The organism is Gordonia araii NBRC 100433 (assembly GCF_000241265.1).
Lineage (GTDB): Bacteria > Actinomycetota > Actinomycetes > Mycobacteriales > Mycobacteriaceae > Gordonia > Gordonia araii.
Genome location: NZ_BAEE01000021.1, coordinates 23,339 through 41,669, shown reverse-complemented (window position 1 = coordinate 41,669; position 18,331 = coordinate 23,339). Strand labels below are relative to the sequence as shown.

Below are 18,331 nucleotides of genomic sequence, written 5' to 3'. Positions count from 1 at the left end.
ATAGGGGAAGACCCGCCTGCTTCACTGCAGGACGGGCGAGAAGAAGTGCGAGGTCAGCCGACGAGCGGCGGAGCCCGCCTCCCCACCGAAAGCTGTGGCGCGAGGCCGTGAAGCGCGTGATCCTTGCGGGTCGGCACCGCTGGGCGAGTCGGATTCGCACCCAAACGCGTTGGCCGCCCGATAACGCGAAGTGTCGAAGTCAGCACTCTCAACAGCCACGATGCCGAGACCAGCAGCACAGCTGCCGCAGGCATGGCCGCTGCATGCCAGCCGACCATCGCGAGACTGCTCACGTCGTGGTGGCCGCCGGGGGCGGCTAGGACGGACAGGACGATATGGGCGGCCAACTGGCCACCGACCAGCACCAGAACTACCGACTTCCAGCTGCTGGTCAGTCGGCCAGTGCTGTGCTCTCGCTGCTCCGCGATGGCGTGCCCCGCTCGGATCATCGAAACAACACCGGCGATCATCGCCAGCAGAGTCAGCTGGCGGGCGTCCGGGGAGACGGCCCCGGCAGCCGTGTGCGCGCCGGTGCCGAGAACAAACGAGGCGATACCGGCGAACAGGCTGTTCGCGCGCACGAGCACGACCTCATGCTACTACGCTGCGTAGTTATCTTGGTGGTGTCCTAGGTCCTCGGCGAACCGGGCTTGTCGCCCCGCGGCGCCCGGCGACCCAGGTACCCGACCGACCATCCGGCCGCCGCGATCGCCAGTGCGACGACGACAACTAAAGCATTCGGCACCCCCGACGTCGTACGCATGATCCACGACTCCAGCCGGAACTGGTCCGTCGCGCCGACCAGACCACCGAGCGATGCGGTGCCGTCGGTGAGGAGCAGGAGAACGCCGACCCCGATCGTCAGCAGGCCGCCGACGATCATCGTCCAGGTGTTGCGCCACGATCCGATCGAGACTTCGCGCGGACGTACGAGCCGCTGGACGGCGGGCAGCCGGTCCCAGGCGAACGCCAAGATCAACAGCGGAACGACCATCCCGGCGGCGAAGACGAGAAGCGTGATACCGCCGAGCGCCGCATTGCCGCCGAGCGCGGCGTAGGTCAGCGCCGCGCCGAGGAGCGGCCCGGCGCACACTCCGGCAAGTCCGTAGACCGTGCCCAGCGCGTAGACCGCGGCCGTCGACGTGCCCGACGCCGTACTGGTCCGCGACAGCGTCGGCAGCGGGATCCCCGCGACCATCACGACGCCAAGTGCGATGACGATCCACGCGGCCACCGTCACGAAGGTCGCACGGTGCTGATTCACGAAGGCTCCCAGCGAACCGGCGAGGATGCCCAACGGGACCAGCGTCGTGATGAGGCCCAGGTAGAACACTCCCGTCCTGGCGATCAGCGCACCCGGACTGGTGAAGGCGAACGAGAAGAAGGCGGGCATCAGCATCACCGAGCACGGACTCAGCAGGGTCAGGACGCCACCGAGGAAGGCGCCGAGCAGGCCGAGTTCCATCAGCGCGCGTTCTTGATCACGTCGTCGAGGTAGGCGCGGAAGGTCTCGACCGGCTGGGCGCCGGCCAGCGCACTCGTGCCGACGACGAAGAACGGCACGCTCGGCACGCTCATACCCTGCGCTGCCGCGGTGGTCTCCTGCACCTTGACCAGCAGGTCCTCGCGATCAAGGTCCTTGCCGAAGCGCGCGAGGTCGGGCACCCCGGCTTTCTTCGCGAAGTAGAGCAATCGGTCGCGCGGCAGGTCGGGATGTCCCTTCTGCGGCGCCTCGGCATAGACGGCTTTCGTGAATTCGAAGTACTTGCCCTGATCGGCCGCCGCCAGCGCCGCGACCGCCGCCTTCTCCGACTGCTCACCGAAGAAGGCGACATCGTTCACCTCCAGGCGCACCTTCCCGGTCTTGATGTATTCGGTCTCGATGACGGGAAGCACCTCGCGGTGAAACACCGCGCAGTAGGGGCAGCGAAGGTCGGTCCAGTTGACGAGCACGACCGGCGCGTTGACGTCGCCCATCGCCATCGGGTCGCCGGAGTCGCGCCGCACGACAGCTAGTTCGTCGGGGCGCCGCGGGACCTTAGTTGTCGCCGAGGTCGACGGCTGTGCCGCCGGCTCGTCGTCGGCGGTCGGTGAGTCTTTCGCCGTCAGTTGCGCGATGCCGACCAGCGCGGCGAACACCGCCACCACCACGACAAGGATGATCACGAGTCGCTTCCGCGATGTCTGATCGGTCCGGCTCGACGAAGAACTCGCGGAATCGCCCATACCCCACATCTATCGGGAATCGAGTCGCGACGCCAATCGGGGCCTCCCGTCGGGGAGCCACATCTTGGCTAGCCGTCGACTACCGCCATCACCTGGTCGACGACGAGCCGCAGCCGGTCGGCGCGGCGCTCGGCGTCTCCACCGGCAAGAACGCCGTGCACCTGGGCGTCGATGGTGGCGACGATGAGCCGAGCGCGCCCGTCCGCGTCGTCGATTTCGCGGTCCGCCAGCGCTTTCTCGACCCGGTCGGTCAAGTCGGCGACGACCCGGGCGAACGCGTCGGCCACCTCGGCCGAACGCCCGGCGTGGACCCTCATCACCCGATGCAGCGGGCCGTCGTCCTCATGCAGGCGGGCGGTCTCGGCAACCAGCCGTTCGACGAGGCCGCGTACGTCGCGGTCGTCGCCGCCGTTGTCGGTGTCGCCCCAGACCGACACCAGCGCTGCCTCCGCTTCGTCGATGTGCCTCATCGCCAATTCGTCGAGCAACGCGTGCTTGTCCGGGAAGTATTGGTAGAGCGATCCGATCGACACACCCGCCTCCTCGGCGATGCGATTGGTCGTCGCGTCGATACCCTCCCGTTCGAAAACGCGAGCAGCCGCCTCGACGATCCACTCGACCATTTCGCGAGAGCGCTGCTGGGACGGGTGTTTGCGGGCGGTACTCATCGACACCCGAATGCGAGTTGTCGGCGGGTCGGCATCTTCGCAGGATAATGGGTATGGATTACCGAGGATATGCAGAATTCCTACCGGCCGAGTTCCGCGACCGGATCACCGTCGGCCCGGAGTCGACGTGGTGGAACTGGCGCGACATGAATGTCCACGTCGCGCGGGCGCGGCGACCCGAGTCCCCCGTCCGGGTGCTCGCCCTGCACGGCGGGGGCGGGCACAGCGCTCTCGTCTGGCCGTTGGCGTCGTTGGTCGCCGACGAGGGAGTCGACGTCGCCGCGATCGACCTTCCGTTGTACGGCCGCACGGAAGTGCCGCGGCGCTCTGCGGTCCGGTACCACGATTGGATCGACCTGCTCTGCGATTTCGCCACGGCCGAGGACGACGGACGGCCGCTGGTCGTGTTCGGGGCCAGTATGGGCGGGATGCTCGGCTACGAACTCGCCGCCCGGTCGGGCTCGGTCTCGATGGTGATCGCCACCTGTCTGCTCGACCCGAGCGACCCCGCGGCACGCGCGGCCGCGTCCCGGTTCTCCTGGATGGGCCGCTCGGCGCCGGTGACGTTGCGGGCGATGTCGACGGTGGCGGGCGGACTGTCGGTACCGATCTCGTGGATGGCCGATACCGCCGCGATGAGCCGGAACCCCGCGTTGTCACGAGCGTGCATGGACGACCCGCTCGGCGCCGGGGTCCGAGTGCCGATCGGCTGGCTGTCGAGCTACATGAACTACTCGCACGCGGCACCGGAGAGTTTCACCGATACGCCGGTCCTGCTCGTCCACCCCGCGGCCGATTCGTGGACGCCGCCCGAGCTGAGTCTGCGATTCCTCGACCGCGTGGCAGCGCCGACCAGGGACGTCATGCTGGAGAACTGCGGCCACTTCCCCGCCGAGCAGCCGGGTCTCGATCAGTTGGAGACCGCGTTGCGGGAAGCCGTCGATCTGGAACTCCGTTAGCGCGAGGCCCAGTCGTCACGGTCGAGGCGGTGCACCAGGCAATCGTCGCCGTCGAAGACTTGGCGGCCGACGGGCCGGAAGCCGAGACGCTGATAGAAGCGGTGGGCGTCGGTGTTCGAGTTGAGCGGGTCGATGATGATCGCCTCGATCGCCGGATCCGCGAACGCCTCGTCGATGACCTGCGTCATCATCTGCGTGCCGTAGCCGTGGTTGAGCGCATCCGTCTCGCCGATCCAGATATCGACAGCGCGCAGATTCGGGCCGACATCGCCCCAGTAATGTGTCGGTTCGCGCTGTGGGTCGATGACCTGCATCGCGCCGATCGGGCGTCCGCCGACCTCGGCGATCAAGTGGTAGCTGACGTCGCTCGCGGACTCGATCTCGTCGACCCAGTCGATACCGTCGAAGGCCGTCGTCGCGGCCGGATCATCGGTCGTGCAAGCGATGACGTGAGGTTCTCGGTCCCACGCTCGAAGTTGAGGGACATCCTCGACTCTCGCAGGGCGCAGGACCACATCGTTTCGCGCCGGCATGGACCCAATTATCGGCGAAGCCGGACGCGCCGCACGGCGACGCGTCGAAACTCCTGAGCGATCAAGCTCCCGTCAGCGCCCAATCTCGGTGATCGAGTCCCCTTTGGTGATCGAGTGCCCTTTGGGTGATCGAGTCCCCTTTTGGGTGATCGAGTGCCGCCGAGCCTGCGAGGCGGCGTATCGAGATCAACCCGCAGGTCTCGATACACCCGCTCCTCCGTCGCGGCCACTCGACCACCCAACAACCATCCCGACCCGCTCGCCGTGGTCTCGATACAAATCCCTCGCAAGCTCGGGATTCACTCGACCACCCAATCAAGCGATCCGGCCCTATTGGGTGATCGAGTGCCGCCGAGCCTGCGAGGCGGTGTATCGAGATCACCCCGCACCCAACAACCCAGACCCGCATCCCTGAGGACCGCACACGTTGTTTGAGGACTCATGTCAGGCCGGCCGCACAACCAGTGCGGCCGGCCCGACCTCCCACTAACGTGAGAACCATGCCGATCGTGTCGCTCGACGACAGCAACCGCGACGACTCTTACCGCGTCCTCGCTCAGGCGTTTCGCGATGATCCGATGATCCGTTGGCTGGTCGACGATCCCGGCCGCGACGAGGCGATGTTCCGATTCGTCGGCGCCTATCACCGCGCGCCCGGCTCCTCCGACCTCCTCCTCGACGACACCGGCACAGCGGTTGGCGCGGCCGTGTGGGACCCACCCGGCTATCGTCCGAGCATCAACCGATGGACGGCAACCTTCCAGGCGCTCAACGTGTTTCGCACCAGGATCCGGCGCGGAGCGATTGTCGACGACATGTTCCCGAAACTGCGGCCGACGGAACCCCACTGGTATCTCTCGACCATCGGCGCCGTCGAAGCGGGCCGCGGCATCGGCAGCACCCTGCTGCGCCACCGCCTCGACCAGATCGACGTCCCCGCCTACTTGGAGAGTTCGAACCGCGCGAACCTCCCCCTGTACGAGCGTTTCGGCTTCCAGGTGGTCGATGAGGTCGTGCTGCCGATGGGCGGGCCACCGATCTGGCCGATGTACCGCCCGGCACCGGCCGACGAGGTGGCATGAGCTTCGCTGACGCTTTCCGGCTCAGCTGAAGCATTCCGGTCAGCGGGCTACGGTGGATGCGTGGACTTCCGCATCTTCACCGAACCCCAGCAAGGCGCCACCTACGACGATCTGCTCGCGGTCGCGCAACGCACCGAGAAGCTCGGCTTCGACGGCTTCTTCCGCTCCGACCACTACCTCAAGATGGGCGGCGTCTCCGGACTTCCGGGGCCCACCGACGCGTGGCTGACGTTGGCCGCCCTGGCCCGCGACACGTCGCGCGTGCGACTCGGCACGCTCGTCACCTCGGCCACTTTCCGCCTGCCCGGACCTCTTGCCATCTCCGTCGCCCAAGTCGACCAGATGAGCGGCGGACGCGTAGAACTCGGACTAGGCGCCGGATGGTTCGACGACGAGCACAAGGCGTACGGCATCCCGTTCCCGCCGGTTCGCGAACGCTTCGACCGGCTCGAGGAACAACTGGCGATCATCACCGGCCTATGGCAGACACCCGGCGACGAGCGGTTCTCGTTCGACGGCCAGCACTACACGCTGTCCGACTCCCCCGCGCTCCCGAAGCCCGTCCAGTCACCGCCGCCGATCATCATCGGCGGCCAAGGCAAGACTCGCACCCCGGCCCTCGCCGCCAGATACGCCGCCGAGTTCAACGTCGCTTTCCAGACGATCGACGTGGTCGAGCGCCAGTACGACCGCGTTGCCGCGGCATGCGAGGCGATCGACCGCGACCCCGGTAGCGTCCTACGGTCCGTCGGTCTGGTCGTCTGCTGCGGTCGCGACGAAGAGGAGTTCCGACGCCGCGCCGCGGCCATCGGACGCGACGTCGACGATCTCCGCGCCAACGGCGCCGCGGGAACCGTCGACGAGGCGGTGGCCGCCATCGCCAGATATCGGGACACCGGTGCGACAAGGATCTACCTGCAGGTCCTCGACCTGGCAGACCTCGATCACCTGGACCTCGTCGCCGAGGAAGTCGCGCCCCAACTCCAGTGACCGTCACCCGCACCTGGACACCGGCATTCCCGGTGGATGTCGCGGCGACGGTGGGCCAGCACCGCCGCGGCAGCGGCGACCCGGCGATGCGCTTCGACCGCGACGGAACGCTCTGGCGCGCGTCGCACACGCCCGACGGCCCGGGCACCCTGCGCCTGCGTTCGCGCGGCGGAAGCATGGAAGCGGACGCGTGGGGGCCGGGGGCGACGTGGCTGATCGATACATTCCCCGACTTCCTCGGCGCATCCGACGATCCGGATGCCCTCGTCACCGACAACCCGGTGGTCCAGGAAATGCAGCGCCGGGCGCGCGGCATGCGGCTGGGCCGGTCGAACCGCGTCTGGGAGGCATTCGTCCCCGCGGTACTCGAACAGAAAGTGCTCGGCACCGAAGCCTGGCGGGCGTGGCGCTACCTCCTGCGTCGCCACGGAGAACCGGCACCCGGGCCGGACCCCTCGCTGCGCGTCCCGCCCCGACGAGCCGACTGGGCGGCAATCCCGTCATGGGAATGGCACCGCAGCGGCGCGGAGCCGGTGCGGATGCGAACCATCGTGCGCGCCTCCGCGATGGACGTGGAGCGCGGTGTCGACCACCTCACGTCGCTGCGCGGCGTCGGACCGTGGACCGCGGCCGAGGTGCGCCGACGGGCCATCGGCGATCCCGACGCCGTCCCCGTCGGCGACTACCACCTCCCGACGGTCGTCGGACACACCCTCATCGGCGAACCCGTCGATGACGCCGGCATGCTCGCACTGCTCGAACCGTTCGCCGGTCAGCGCGGCCGGGTAGTGCGGCTCTGCGAACTCTACGGCGTCCGCCCGGCGCGGCGCGGACCGCGCATGCCGGTGCGCGACTACCGCTCCCTCTGAGCGCAACGCCAGCCACCCGCCCGAAAGAAGCCCAGTCAGCGGGAGTCAGTCAGCGCCGGGTGCGCGGCGACACCACGCCGTGATCGAAAGCGAACACCACCGCGGCGGCCCGGTCGCGAACGCCCAGCGCCCGGAAGATCTTCCCGACGTGGCTCTTCACCGTGACGACGGAGATCACCAGTTCGGCCGCGATCTCGTCGTTGGTCAGACCCCGCCCGATCAGTTCCAGCACGGTCCGTTCGCGAGCCGTCAGGCGGTCCAGCGCCTTGGCGCCGTCACCACTCGGCGGCGGGCTCGACGACCGGTACGTGTCGAGCACCCGCCCGGTCACCGCCGGGTCGAGCACCGCCTCGCCCGCAGCCACCAGTCGCACTGCGCGAATGAGTTCTTCGGCGGGCGAGTCCTTCAGCACGAAGCCGGCCGCACCCGCCCGCAACGCCTCCGATAGCAACTCCTCGTCGCGGAAGGTGGTGAGAACGAGGACCGGAGGGCCGGGCCGATCCGGCGAATCCGCGGCCCGCAGCGCTCGGGTGGCCGCCATTCCGCTGACCCGCTTCATCCGCAGGTCCATCACCACGACGTCGGGATCCGACGCCGCGACTGTCGCGGGCACCTCATCGCCGTCACCGCACTCGGCGACGATCTCGAAGCCGTCTCGCCGCCGCAAGATCCGTCGCAGACCGGATCGCACCAGCTCCTGGTCGTCGACGAGGACGACCCGGATCACTTCACCGTCCACGAATGACCTCCTCGATCAGGCAGGTCGCCGCGGGCTCATCGGTCGACGCGCCGAAGCGCGCGTTCACCACCCACCGGTTCCCCACAGCGCCGGCACTAAACCCGCCACCGAGATTCTCCACCCGCGAGGTCATCCCCGCGATCCCCAAACCCGACCCGACCTTGCCCGCCCGGCCCCCGACGCCGATCGGATTGCTGACCTGCACGGTGTAACCGCCGGCCCTCGAGGGGCCGGCCTCGACCGCCACCGCCGCGCCGGGAGCGTGTCGCGAGGCATTGGACAACGACTCTTGCACCACCCGGTAGACGGCGAGTTCGGTTGCGCTGGACAGCTTCTCGCCGGGCAGGCGGAACTTCCAATCGATCTGGGAACCCGCCCTGCGAAACCCGGCGACCAAGCCGTCGATATCGGCGAGACCGGGTTGCGGCGTGTCGGGCGAGCCGTCGCTGCGGAGCAACTCGATCGTGCGCCGTACGTCGCCCATCGCTTCCCGACCTTGCGCTTCGGCGTCCCGCAGCGCGTCGAGAGCATCGTCGACGTCGCCGGCGTCCGCACCGCCGCCGGTACCGCGGCCCGCCTCCAGGGAGCGGCGCGCCGCCGTGACGTTGAGCAGCACGATGCTCAACGAGTGCGCGACCACGTCGTGCACCTCGCCGGCGATGCCCGCCCGCTCGACGATCTGCTGGCGCTCATGTTCCCGGTGCTCGGCCTCCATGGCCCGCAGCTGCTGTTGCAGCAGCTGGCCGACGCATCCGCCGAACCCGACCATCAGGACGATCAGCCACCCCTGCTCGGCGACGCCGGTGATCGTTCCCACCGCGGCCGCCGTCGCGAACAGCAGGACATAGACGCACGACTGACGAAAAGTCGTCACCGCCGCTGCCGTGGTCGCGCCGAGCACGAGGATCAGTGGAGCGACGTCGCCGTGAACGGGAACCAGCCAGAACAACGCGACCGTCCCGATGTAGTGCGCCGGCAGCAGCGGCAGCAGCGGGCGGTTCATCTTGAAAAGCAAGGCCACCGTCGGCGCGAGTCCCAGCACGGCCGCCGCCGCGACGATCAGCGCTTGCCAACCGGACACTCCCAGGGCGACGCGCTGCCCGACGGCGAACGAGCAGAAGAGCACTTGCCCCGCCTCGGCAATGAGCATGTAGTGCGGCGGATAGTGGTAGCCCATCAGCGCAAACATGTGCCGATAGCGTTCCAACAGCCAGCCCATCCTTGAGATCGTAGTCCTGTCCAGGGGCCAGAACCTCCGCCCTCGGGAGGATTGTTCCTCCTCCCACGGACGGCGCCGAGGATCGTCCCGTAGCCCGCTGATCTGCGCCGACGAGATCCATAGCGTGGATGTCAGACCCGGCGACCACCACCGGGCACCGGGCAAAAGGAGCACGCCATGCTGTATCTCGTCATCGCCGCGATCATCGGCGAGATCCTCTATCTGCTGATGCGCAACCCCAACGGGCTCGACTTCCGGGGTCGCGAATTCTCCGACGCGCTCCACGACCGCGAACTGAAGCTGGAGCGCCGCCGCAAGGAGGCCCGACAGGCCGTCGAAGCCGGCCCGCGACACCGCGCGGCGTAATACGCTGGCCAACGGGGAGGATTCGCATGACCAGCACGCTCACCGCATCGTCGACCGTCGGTATCCGCCATTGGTACCTGGCCCCGCCGCACGCCCGCTCGGGCATCGGCGCACCGGGCGAAGCACCCGGACCGATCGCCCTCGTGCGACAGCAACGTTTTCACCCGCTGGGCGAATTCTCGACGTCACTGGAGTTCGTGACCCGGCAAGGCGACCTACTGTTCGGCGACGCGGCGCGCGCAGCGGGGACGCCGGGCGGCCGCGTGCTGCGCTACCGGCTGCGCGGCGGGCCGGGGCCGGTGATCGTGCTGACCGATCCCGCCCACGTGAAGGCGATCATGACCGCCGACGAGTCGATCGCCCCCTCGGCGACGCACCAGTCGCCGCTCGCGCCGATCGTCGGCCCGGATTCGGTTCTCACCTCCGTCGGCGAACGGCACCGCCAGCAGCGGGCGCTGCTGCTGCCCCGGTTCCACGGCAAGGCCGTCGCGAACTACCAGGCCAGCATCGAACGCGCCACCGACGACGGCCTGCGGACCTGGCCGATCGGCAAGCCGGTCGCGCTGGCCGACATCGCCCAGCAGATCACGCTCGACGTCATCATGTCGGCCGTCTTCGGTCTCCCCGACCCGCGCGACACGACCGACGCCGAACGAGCCATGCGCACGGCGATACTGCGCCTGCTGCGGCTGTCGACCACGCCGATGGCCACCGTCACCCAGCTGGCCAACTCGCGCCGCGAAGACCCGGTCGGGTTGCTCAAGCTCGTCCTGGCCGCTGTCGACCGCACCGTCTACCGGGTCCTCGACGAACGCCGCGCCGCGGGTGAATCGGGGATGCGCGACGACATCATGTCGCTGCTGCTGCAAGCGCGCGACACCGAGGGCAACCTGCTACCCGACAGCGAGATCCGCGACGAACTGATGACGCTAGTCCTCGCCGGGCACGAGACGACCGCGAACACCGTGGCGTGGACCTTCGAGCGGCTCACGCGCAATCCGGAGGTCTACCGGCGCGCACAGCGAGCGGCACGAGCCGACGACGAGGCCTACGTCGAGGCACTGGTCAACGAATCGATGCGCACACGCCCGGTGGTGCCGATCGTGGCGCGGGAACTGTTCGGCCCGTTCGATTTCGACGACACCCACATCGACGCGCGACCGGGCGACGGAATCACCGCGTTGGTCAGCATTCTGCTACTCCACCACCGCGACGACCTCTACCCGCAGCCGTTCGCCTTCCAGCCGGAGCGATTCCTCGGCGTGCGGATCAATCCGTACGAGCTGATGCCGTTCGGCGGCGGCATCCGGCGCTGCCTGGGCGCACCGCTGGCCGTCGCCGAATTGCAGACGGTCGTGGGCGCCATCCTGCGTCGAGTCGAACTCCGCACGCACGACCGCGCGCCGGAGAAGCCACGGCACCGCAACGTCACGATGATTCCGGGCCGCGGCGGCATCGTCGTCGCCGACGCGATCCGCTAGCCCGCATCCCGCATAGTTTCGCCCGTCCACCGTCGATCGGTGTAGGACTGGCGAAACGATGCTGGATCGGCGGCCTACTGCTCGGCGTCGGCGAACTGCTCGGGCGTTTTGCCCGTCGCCTGGAAGACGACCCGCCGGCCGATCGCGACGGCGTGGTCGGCGAAACGCTCGTAGTACCGGCCGAGCAGGGTGACGTCGACGGCAGCCGCGACGCCGTGCGGCCACTCGCGGTCCATCAGCACGCTGAACAGATGGCGGTGCAGGTCGTCCATCGCATCGTCGTCGACGCCCAGCGCGAGGGCGGCCTTGGGGTCGAGCGTGCTCAGCACCTCGCGGGCCCCCTGCGCCAGCCGCACGGCGAGCCGGCCCATCTCGGCGAAGTAGCCGCGAACCTCCTCGGGCAGCGCCGGCTCGGGATGGCGCAGACGCGCGACCTTCGCGACGTGCAGCGCGAGTGCGTACATCCGGTCGATGTCGGCGGCGATCTGGAATCCGGTGACCACTTCGCGCAGTTCGCCGGCGACCGGCGCCTGCAGCGCCAGCAGCTTGAACGCCTGGTCTTCGGCATCGGCGGTGAGAACCGTCATGCGCTCACGGTCCTCGATGATCTTCTCGGCGACCTCGAGGTCGGCCTGCAGCAGCGCCCTGGTGGCGTGCTCCATGGTGAGCCCGGAGAGCTCACACATCTCGCCGAGAGTCCTGTTCAGGATCTCGAGTTGTTCGTGGTAGGCGGAACGCACTGGTATGCCTGCTTTCTGGAAGTCCGTTAGGGATAGACGGGGCGGAGATCAGCCGAACCGGCCGGAGATGTAGTCCTCGGTTTCCTTCTTGTCCGGGTTGGAGAACATGGTCTCGGTGTCGTTGAACTCCACCAACTGCCCCGGCTGCCCGACGCCCTCGAGGTTGAAGAACGCGGTCTGATCGCTCACTCGGGCCGCCTGCTGCATGTTGTGCGTAACGATGACGATGGTGAAATCCTTCTTCAGCTCGCCGATCAGATCCTCGATCGCCAGCGTCGAGATGGGGTCGAGCGCCGAGCACGGCTCGTCCATCAGCAGGACGTCCGGCTGGACGGCGATGGCCCGCGCGATGCACAGCCGCTGCTGCTGACCGCCGGACAGGCCGCCGCCCGGCTTGTCGAGGCGATCCTTCACCTCGTCCCACAGGTTGGCGCCGCGCAGGCTGCGTTCGGCGACCTCGTCGAGCTTCTTGCCGCTGCGCTCGCCCTGCAGCTTGAGGCCGGCGACGACGTTGTCGCGGATCGACATCGTCGGGAACGGGTTGGGCCGCTGAAAGACCATGCCGATGGTGGAGCGCACGCTCACCGGGTCGATGGCCTTGCCGTAGATGTCCTCGCCGTCGAGCAGGACGTGGCCGGTCGCGTAGGCGCCCGGCGTGACCTCGTGCATGCGGTTGAGGGTGCGCAGCACCGTCGACTTGCCGCAGCCCGACGGTCCGATGAAGGCAGTGACGCTGCGGGGCGGAACCTTCAGCGACACGTCCTTCACGGCGAGGAACTTGCTGTAGTACACATTCAGATCGGTGATATCGAGGCGCTTGGCCATGTGATTTCGTCCTTTGAGGGAAAGTGGGGAGGTCTAGGATTTCTTAGGCGCGAAGACCTTGGACACGACTTTGGCGCCGACGTAGACGATCGCGACGAGCAGGACCAGGGTCAGGGCGGCGCCCCACACCTTGTCGAAGGCACTCGGCCCCTGCCCGTACTGCTGCACCATCATCAGCGGCAGCGACTCCTGGTTGCCCGCGAACGGATTCCAGTTCATCGCTCTCGTCGCGCCGACGAGGATCAGCACCGGCGCCGATTCGCCCATCACTCGGGCGACGGCGAGCATCACCCCGGTCACGATGCCCGACAGCGCGGTCGGGAGCACGATCCGCACGATCGTCTTCCACTTCGGCACACCCAGCGCGTAGGAGGCCTCGCGCAGATCCTGCGGCACGATCTTGAGCATCTCCTCGGTGCTGCGCACGACGAGCGGCATCATCAGCAAGACGAGCGCGACGGCGACCAGGAAGCCCATCCGCGGCAAGCCCAGCGTCGTGCGCCACACGGCGTACACGAACATCGCCGCCACGATCGATGGCACACCGGAGAGGATGTCGACCATGAAGGTGGTCGCGCGGGCCAGAAACGATGTCCCGTCGGAATATTCGACGAGGTAGATCGCGACCATGATCCCCAGCGGAACCGAGATGATCGTCGCCAGCAGCGTCTGGATCAGCGTGCCGACGATCGCGTTGGCCGCGCCGCCGTATCGCTCGGAGCGGAACCACCAATCCGGGTCGAGGATCGGCTCGATGCCGTTCCACACGAGGGTGATGAGCAGCCACGCCAGCGGGATGAGCGCGATGACGACGGCCAGGGTGACGGCACCTTGCGCCACCGAGTTCACGGCTTTGCGACGCCCGCTGAGCGGCTTGAAGCTGGAGCCGGGGCGGCGCAGTGTGCCGCGGCCGGCGGATTCGACGGTGGTCATATCAGGCCTGCCTTCTGCCGACGATGGCGCGCGCGGCCGCGTTCACCAGGAACGTCAGGACGAACAGGGCCAGGCCGGCGGAGATGAACGCACCGGTCTTCGCGGGCGTGTCGAACTCGGCGGCGTTGTTCGCGATCTTCGTCGCGAAGGTCTCGCCGCTCTCCATCAGGTTGAAGTCGATCGGACCGGTGTTGGAGATGATCAGGTACAGGGCCATCGTCTCGCCGAGGGCACGGCCCAGGCCGAGCATGGATCCGCTGATGTAGCCGGAGAACCCGAACGGCAGGACCGACGTCCGCACGACCTCCCACTTGGTGGCGCCCAGGGCCAGGGCGGCCTCGCGGTGCGCCACCGGCGTCTGTACGAACACCTCGCGGGTGACGGCGGTGACGATGGGCAGGATCATGACCGCCAGCACGATGCCGGCGGTGAGTAGCGTGCCCCCGGTCGACATGTTGGTCACGTTGTCCTTCGGCTCGGCGAAGAACGGGAGAAAACCGAGGTTGGCGACCAGCCAGTTGTTGACCGGAACCATCGCCGGCCCGAGGACGAGGATGCCCCAGAGGCCGTAGACGATCGAGGGCACGGCGGCCAGCAGGTCAACGAGGTAGGTGACCGGACCGATGAGACGCTTGGGAGCGTACTCGGTCAGGAAGATCGCGATGCCCAGCGCGATCGGCATCGCGATCACCAACGCGATGATCGAGACGAGCAGCGTCGCGTAGAGGAGCTTGGGGATGCCGAACTTCAGCTCGCCCCCGCCGACGATCCAGTCGCCCGAGTAGGTGAAGAAGTTCGCCTCGTTGTCCGCGAGCGACGGTGCGGCCGAGATGATGAGGAAGGCCGCGATCAGGGCGATCACCAGGGTGACCAGGAGTCCCGACCCGGTGGCGAGTCGACGGAAGATCACGTCGCCCAGGCGGCGGGCGGCCGAACCGGTGAGGTTGGCGGGAGGCTTACCGCCCGATGACGCCGACGGGGTGACGTTGGCGTCATCGGGCGCGCGATGGCGTCCCGTGGATGGGGTCGTCATTTGCTTCGGGGCAACCACTGGTTACTTCAGCGCGTCGATCGTCGGCTTGATCTTGGCCTGGTAACCGGCGGGCAGCGGCACGTAGCCGAGCTCACCGAGCCCTTCCTGGCCGTCGGCGAGGATCGTCGAGAACGCCTCGCGCAGCGCGGGGGCCGTCGCCTCGTCGGAGTAGCCGGTGCTGCACACCACCGAGTACGGCGTGAGGATCAGCGGGTAGGCGCCGTCGGCCTTCGACTTGAACAGCGCGTCGGCATCGACGACCAGGTCCTTGGCGCCGGGGTTCTTGAACTCGATGGCGTCGAGCGCCTTGCCCGCCGACTCGGCGGTCAGCTTCACCGAACCCGACCCGAAGTCGATCGCGGCGACGCCGAGGTTGTTCTCGGTGGCGAAGCCCCACTCGACGTAGGTGATCGCGCCCGGCGTCTTCTTCACGGTGTCGCCGACACCGGTCGACTTCGACGCGGCCGATCCGCCCTTGCCCTTGAACTCCTTGGAGTGCTCGTACGGCCACGCCTGGGGTGCCGAGAGCTGCAAGAACTTCTGGAAGTTGTCGGTCGTGCCGGAGCTGTCGCTGCGGTGCACCGGGACGATCCTCGACGACGGCAGCTTCGCGCCCGGGTTGAGCGCGGCGATCTCGCGGTCGTTCCAGGTGGTGATCTTCGAGTCGAAGATCTTCGCGAGGACCGTCGGCGAGAGCGTCAGGTTCTCCACACCGTCGAGGTTGTAGGCCAGTGCGACCGGGCCGGCGACCAACGGCAGATGCCAGGCGTCGTTGCCGTTGCAGCGCGTCTTGGCGTTGGCCGCCTCGTCTTCCTTGAGCGGCGAGTCCGAACCGGCGAAGTCGACGTCTCCGGCGAGGAACTTCTTGATCCCGTCACCCGATCCGCTGCCGGTGTAGTCGAGCACCGCACCGCCCTTGTCGGTCAAGACGTTGCTGAAGTGCTCCATCGCCTTCTGTTGTGCCGTCGACCCTTCGCCGGTGATGGTGGCCGATCCCGACCCACCACACGCCGACACCGCCATCACGGCGGCTACTCCTGCCACTGCCGCGCTCGCGCGGGCACCCTTGCGCTCGATCTTCACCATCGGCCTTTCGTCCTGGCGGCCCACCGTCGGGGCTCGTCGAGAACGGACGCTATGGGGCGCGAGTGGACGAGCCGGGGCGCAAAGGTGAACGAACGGCGAATAGCGCCTGTCCGATTCGCGAAGATGGGTTCGGCGAACGACGGCCGCGGCGGCCCGGGAAGGGGCGCCTCAGATCATTCCCGGCGCCCGAGGCCCAGTATCCCGGCGACACCGCGGCCGACCGACTCGACCGCGCTCACCGGAGCCAGTGCGGTATCGACCACTCCGACGATCCGCTCGACGCGCGTGACGACCGCTTCGAGCCGCGCCATCAGGTCTTCGACCTGGTCGGCCATGCCGTCGACGCGGTTCATCGTCGTCGCCAGATTCTCCAGCGACGAGTCGAAGGTGCCGAGGGTGCCCTCCAGCGTGCCCATGGTGCCGTTCAGGCCGCTGAGGACTTCGCCCATGTCGCCGAGGATGCCCTCGACCTGGTCGACGGTCTCGTCGGCGGTCAGCGCCGCGCGCGTCAGTTTGCGCAGCCGTTCCCGGCCGGTCCGCGGAGCGTCGCCGCCCGTACCCCGATCTGCCATGCGCACGATTATCGCCCGCCGTACCGGCGCGTGTCAGGACAACGCGATTACGCTGTCGTCTCGTGTACGTGAAGGTGTGCGGGCTGACCACCGTCGACGCGGCGCTGGTGGCCATCGACGCCGGCGTCGACGCGATCGGCGTCGTGATGAATCGGACCTCGCCGCGCGCCGTCGATCTGGCGACGGCCCGGGCGATCGTCGCAGCCGTGGGCGATGGTGCCGACACCGTTCTGGTCGTCAACGACAAGACCGCCGCCGAGGCGGCCGACCTCGCCGTCGCGCTGGGCGTCGACGTGCTGCAACTACACGGCGGGTACGACGCCGCCGACTTCGCCGTCGCCCAGACTCGGCTCGCTCGACTGTGGCGGGCCACCTCGCTCGCCGACGAGCCCGATCTGACGGTCGGAGCGTACGGCGAGGAGGCGCTGCTCCTCGACGCCGCCCGGCCCGGATCGGGTCAGCGATGGGACACCGACGCGCTGACCGAGCAGCCCGGCGGACGGTGGATCCTCGCCGGCGGACTGAACCCGGGCAACGTCGCCGACGCCATCGCCGCCGCCCGGCCGTGGGGAGTCGACGTCTCCTCCGGCGTCGAATCGGCCCCCGGGGTCAAAGACCACGCGGCGATCCGCGCCTTCGTCGGCGCCGCACGCGGCACCGGGGCATCATGACGGCATGAAGCTCTACGCCGACACACCGGCCCGCCGGACCCGTCAGATCCTCGGCGACCTGTGGGTGCTGGTCTGGTCGGCCATCTCCATCTGGCTGGCGACCGTCGTCTTCGACGTGACGATGAAGCTCGCCGTGCCCGGCCGCATGATCGAAGGCGCGGGTTCCACGATGGGCGAGAAGCTGCGCGACGCCGGCAACAGCGCCGACAACGTGCCGATGGTCGGCGACAAATTGGCCAAGCCGTTCGAAGGCGCGGGCGGCGCCGCGGATACGCTCGCCGACGCCGGGCGCACCCAGGCCGAGGCGGTCCACACCTTCGCCTGGTGGCTGGCCATCGCGGTGGCGATCGTGCCGATCATCATGGTGCTGTCCCTGTACATCCCGTTGCGCCTGCGGTTCATCCGCCGCGCCAGCACCCACGTCCGCCTCCGCGACACCGAGGCCGGGATCGACCTGCTGGCGCTGCGCGCGATCACCACCCAGCCGCTCACCGTGCTCGACGACATCTCCGACGATCCGGCGGGCGACTGGCGCCGCGGTCACGTTCCGGTGATCCGCGCCCTGGCGGCCGTCGAACTGCGCGACAGCGGCCTGAAACCGAGTGCGGTGATCACTCCGCGCGGCCCCGGATACGGATAGCCCGAACTAGACAGCCGAACTAGTCGGCCGCGTCCGCCGCGCGCTGCAGCGCCGACACGAATACCTCGGTGGGCTGTGCCCCCGACACCGCGAAGGCACGGTCGAAGACGAAGAACGGCACCCCGTTCACCCCGAGCGCGCGGGCCTGCGCCTCGTCGTCGCGCACCTCCTGGGCGAAAGCCGTCGGATCGTCGACGACGGCCCGCACGGCGGTCTCGTCGAAACCGGCGTCGACCGCGATGCCGACAAGGCGCTCGGGATCGCCGAACGCGGACCCCTCGTCGGCGAAGTTCGCCCGGAACAACGCGTCGAGCATTTCCTGGGCGCGGCCCTGCGCCGCGGCGAAGTGCACCAGTCGATGCATGTCGAACGAGTTGCCGAAGTCGCGGCCGTGCGTCTGGTAGCCGAGTCCGAGGTCGCCCGCCTGCTCCGCGAGCCGCTGCTCGTTGGCCTGTGCCTGCTCGACCGGCATTCCGTATTTCTCCGCCAGATAGTCAAGCACCGGCCGCGACTCGCCGGCCGGAGCCTCCGGGTTCAGTTCGAAGCTTCGGTGCACCACCTCGACGTCATCGGCGCCGTGACGCGTCACCGCGTCGGCGAACCGCTTGGTGCCCAGGTAACAGAAGGGGCAGTTGATGTCGGACCAGATCTCCACGCGCATGCCCTGGGTAACCCCTGGCGGCTGCCCGGTATTCCGGC

At 68.3% G+C, this 18,331-nt stretch carries 22 protein-coding genes; 8 read left to right on the top strand and 14 right to left on the bottom strand.

The features are described 5' to 3' along the window. Positions 1-53: 53 nt before the first annotated feature. From GOARA_RS03375 to GOARA_RS03360, 4 genes are all read right to left on the bottom strand, one after another. Positions 54-587: a hypothetical protein gene (locus tag GOARA_RS03375; protein WP_007320885.1), complete on the bottom strand. Its 534-nt coding sequence runs from the start codon at positions 585-587 to the stop codon at positions 54-56. Positions 588-628: 41 nt separating this feature from the next. Beyond that, on the bottom strand, positions 629-1,465 hold the full coding sequence (locus GOARA_RS03370; RefSeq protein ID WP_007320884.1) for a cytochrome c biogenesis CcdA family protein: 837 nt from the start codon (positions 1,463-1,465) through the stop codon (positions 629-631). Beyond that, positions 1,465-2,166, bottom strand: a complete 702-nt coding sequence (locus GOARA_RS03365; protein WP_007320883.1) for a DsbA family protein — start codon at positions 2,164-2,166, stop codon at positions 1,465-1,467. Before GOARA_RS03365 ends, GOARA_RS03370 begins: the two co-directional genes overlap by 1 nt. 128 nt (positions 2,167-2,294) lie before the next feature. Then, the gene (locus tag GOARA_RS03360) at positions 2,295-2,894 is read right to left on the bottom strand and encodes a TetR/AcrR family transcriptional regulator (RefSeq protein WP_138947514.1); all 600 of its coding nucleotides are present in this window, start codon (positions 2,892-2,894) and stop codon (positions 2,295-2,297) included. A gap of 53 nt (positions 2,895-2,947) precedes the next feature. Here GOARA_RS03360 and GOARA_RS03355 point away from each other — a divergent pair, with 53 nt between their 5' ends. After that, positions 2,948-3,853 (top strand): alpha/beta hydrolase, encoded by a 906-nt coding sequence (locus GOARA_RS03355; RefSeq protein WP_007320881.1) that lies wholly within the window; start codon positions 2,948-2,950, stop codon positions 3,851-3,853. Here the strand turns inward: GOARA_RS03355 and GOARA_RS03350 are convergent. Further along, complete coding sequence (locus GOARA_RS03350) at positions 3,850-4,386, bottom strand: GNAT family N-acetyltransferase (protein WP_007320880.1); 537 nt, start codon at positions 4,384-4,386, stop codon at positions 3,850-3,852. The genes GOARA_RS03355 and GOARA_RS03350 overlap by 4 nt on opposite strands. 500 nt (positions 4,387-4,886) lie before the next feature. On the opposite strand from GOARA_RS03350, the gene GOARA_RS03345 reads away from it, so the two are divergent. The 3 genes from GOARA_RS03345 to GOARA_RS03335 are packed head-to-tail and all read left to right on the top strand — an operon-like array spanning position 4,887 to position 7,327. After that, complete coding sequence (locus GOARA_RS03345; protein WP_007320879.1) at positions 4,887-5,468, top strand: GNAT family N-acetyltransferase; 582 nt, start codon at positions 4,887-4,889, stop codon at positions 5,466-5,468. A 60-nt stretch (positions 5,469-5,528) separates the two neighbouring features. After that, entirely contained in the window at positions 5,529-6,458 is a 930-nt protein-coding gene (locus GOARA_RS03340; RefSeq protein WP_007320878.1) for an LLM class F420-dependent oxidoreductase, read from the top strand. Next, entirely contained in the window at positions 6,455-7,327 is an 873-nt protein-coding gene (locus tag GOARA_RS03335; protein ID WP_007320877.1) for a DNA-3-methyladenine glycosylase family protein, read from the top strand. The genes GOARA_RS03340 and GOARA_RS03335 overlap by 4 nt, the downstream gene beginning before the upstream one ends. A gap of 49 nt (positions 7,328-7,376) precedes the next feature. Here the strand turns inward: GOARA_RS03335 and GOARA_RS03330 are convergent, their stop codons facing one another. Both GOARA_RS03330 and GOARA_RS03325 read right to left on the bottom strand, forming a co-directional pair. Then, on the bottom strand, positions 7,377-8,066 hold the full coding sequence (locus GOARA_RS03330) for a response regulator transcription factor (protein WP_007320876.1): 690 nt from the start codon (positions 8,064-8,066) through the stop codon (positions 7,377-7,379). Further along, positions 8,056-9,285: a sensor histidine kinase gene (locus tag GOARA_RS03325; RefSeq protein ID WP_007320875.1), complete on the bottom strand. Its 1,230-nt coding sequence runs from the start codon at positions 9,283-9,285 to the stop codon at positions 8,056-8,058. The genes GOARA_RS03330 and GOARA_RS03325 overlap by 11 nt, the downstream gene beginning before the upstream one ends. 177 nt (positions 9,286-9,462) lie before the next feature. On the opposite strand from GOARA_RS03325, the gene GOARA_RS03320 reads away from it, so the two are divergent. Together GOARA_RS03320 and GOARA_RS03315 are read left to right on the top strand one after the other, a co-directional pair. Next, positions 9,463-9,651, top strand: coding sequence for a hypothetical protein (locus GOARA_RS03320; RefSeq protein WP_007320874.1), 189 nt, complete (start codon positions 9,463-9,465; stop codon positions 9,649-9,651). A gap of 26 nt (positions 9,652-9,677) precedes the next feature. Next, positions 9,678-11,132 (top strand): cytochrome P450, encoded by a 1,455-nt coding sequence (locus GOARA_RS03315; protein ID WP_007320873.1) that lies wholly within the window; start codon positions 9,678-9,680, stop codon positions 11,130-11,132. A gap of 74 nt (positions 11,133-11,206) precedes the next feature. Here GOARA_RS03315 and phoU read toward each other — a convergent pair whose 3' ends face one another. The 6 genes from phoU to GOARA_RS03285 all read right to left on the bottom strand — a co-directional run bounded on the left by phoU (position 11,207) and on the right by GOARA_RS03285 (position 16,321). After that, positions 11,207-11,872 carry a phosphate signaling complex protein PhoU gene (gene phoU, locus GOARA_RS03310; protein WP_007320872.1) on the bottom strand — a complete coding sequence of 222 codons (666 nt, stop codon included), beginning with the start codon at positions 11,870-11,872 and terminating at the stop codon, positions 11,207-11,209. Between the two features lie 48 nt (positions 11,873-11,920). Continuing rightward, a complete protein-coding gene (gene pstB / locus GOARA_RS03305) occupies positions 11,921-12,697 on the bottom strand; it encodes a phosphate ABC transporter ATP-binding protein PstB (protein ID WP_007320871.1) in 777 nt (258 codons plus the stop codon). A gap of 33 nt (positions 12,698-12,730) precedes the next feature. After that, positions 12,731-13,630 carry a phosphate ABC transporter permease PstA gene (gene pstA, locus GOARA_RS03300; RefSeq protein ID WP_007320870.1) on the bottom strand — a complete coding sequence of 300 codons (900 nt, stop codon included), beginning with the start codon at positions 13,628-13,630 and terminating at the stop codon, positions 12,731-12,733. A gap of 1 nt (position 13,631) precedes the next feature. Further along, positions 13,632-14,663, bottom strand: a complete 1,032-nt coding sequence (pstC, locus tag GOARA_RS03295) for a phosphate ABC transporter permease subunit PstC (RefSeq protein WP_040521597.1) — start codon at positions 14,661-14,663, stop codon at positions 13,632-13,634. 21 nt (positions 14,664-14,684) lie between these two features. Beyond that, a complete protein-coding gene (gene pstS / locus GOARA_RS03290; RefSeq protein WP_040521642.1) occupies positions 14,685-15,746 on the bottom strand; it encodes a phosphate ABC transporter substrate-binding protein PstS in 1,062 nt (353 codons plus the stop codon). Between the two features lie 176 nt (positions 15,747-15,922). Continuing rightward, positions 15,923-16,321 carry a hypothetical protein gene (locus GOARA_RS03285; protein WP_040521595.1) on the bottom strand — a complete coding sequence of 133 codons (399 nt, stop codon included), beginning with the start codon at positions 16,319-16,321 and terminating at the stop codon, positions 15,923-15,925. Between the two features lie 62 nt (positions 16,322-16,383). Between GOARA_RS03285 and GOARA_RS03280 the strand changes: the two genes are divergently transcribed. After that, positions 16,384-16,992, top strand: coding sequence for a phosphoribosylanthranilate isomerase (locus GOARA_RS03280; protein ID WP_007320866.1), 609 nt, complete (start codon positions 16,384-16,386; stop codon positions 16,990-16,992). A 4-nt stretch (positions 16,993-16,996) separates the two neighbouring features. Next, a complete protein-coding gene (locus GOARA_RS03275) occupies positions 16,997-17,632 on the top strand; it encodes a hypothetical protein (RefSeq protein ID WP_007320865.1) in 636 nt (211 codons plus the stop codon). A 19-nt stretch (positions 17,633-17,651) separates the two neighbouring features. On the opposite strand, the gene GOARA_RS03270 is transcribed toward GOARA_RS03275, so the two are convergent. Further along, the gene (locus tag GOARA_RS03270; protein WP_007320864.1) at positions 17,652-18,293 is read right to left on the bottom strand and encodes a DsbA family oxidoreductase; all 642 of its coding nucleotides are present in this window, start codon (positions 18,291-18,293) and stop codon (positions 17,652-17,654) included. Positions 18,294-18,331 lie beyond the last annotated feature (38 nt).

Coding starts and splice junctions, on each gene's coding strand:
- GOARA_RS03320 (WP_007320874.1), top strand. CDS start 9,463: ATGCTGTATCTCGTCATCGCCGCGATCATCGGCGAGATCCTCTATCTG.
- GOARA_RS03275 (WP_007320865.1), top strand. CDS start 16,997: ATGAAGCTCTACGCCGACACACCGGCCCGCCGGACCCGTCAGATCCTC.
- GOARA_RS03325 (WP_007320875.1), bottom strand. CDS start 9,285: ATGGGCTGGCTGTTGGAACGCTATCGGCACATGTTTGCGCTGATGGGC.
- GOARA_RS03345 (WP_007320879.1), top strand. CDS start 4,887: ATGCCGATCGTGTCGCTCGACGACAGCAACCGCGACGACTCTTACCGC.
- GOARA_RS03355 (WP_007320881.1), top strand. CDS start 2,948: ATGGATTACCGAGGATATGCAGAATTCCTACCGGCCGAGTTCCGCGAC.
- GOARA_RS03270 (WP_007320864.1), bottom strand. CDS start 18,293: ATGCGCGTGGAGATCTGGTCCGACATCAACTGCCCCTTCTGTTACCTG.
- pstC (WP_040521597.1), bottom strand. CDS start 14,663: ATGACGACCCCATCCACGGGACGCCATCGCGCGCCCGATGACGCCAAC.
- GOARA_RS03350 (WP_007320880.1), bottom strand. CDS start 4,386: ATGCCGGCGCGAAACGATGTGGTCCTGCGCCCTGCGAGAGTCGAGGAT.
- pstB (WP_007320871.1), bottom strand. CDS start 12,697: ATGGCCAAGCGCCTCGATATCACCGATCTGAATGTGTACTACAGCAAG.
- pstA (WP_007320870.1), bottom strand. CDS start 13,630: ATGACCACCGTCGAATCCGCCGGCCGCGGCACACTGCGCCGCCCCGGC.
- GOARA_RS03315 (WP_007320873.1), top strand. CDS start 9,678: ATGACCAGCACGCTCACCGCATCGTCGACCGTCGGTATCCGCCATTGG.
- GOARA_RS03360 (WP_138947514.1), bottom strand. CDS start 2,894: ATGAGTACCGCCCGCAAACACCCGTCCCAGCAGCGCTCTCGCGAAATG.
- GOARA_RS03370 (WP_007320884.1), bottom strand. CDS start 1,465: ATGGAACTCGGCCTGCTCGGCGCCTTCCTCGGTGGCGTCCTGACCCTG.
- GOARA_RS03285 (WP_040521595.1), bottom strand. CDS start 16,321: ATGGCAGATCGGGGTACGGGCGGCGACGCTCCGCGGACCGGCCGGGAA.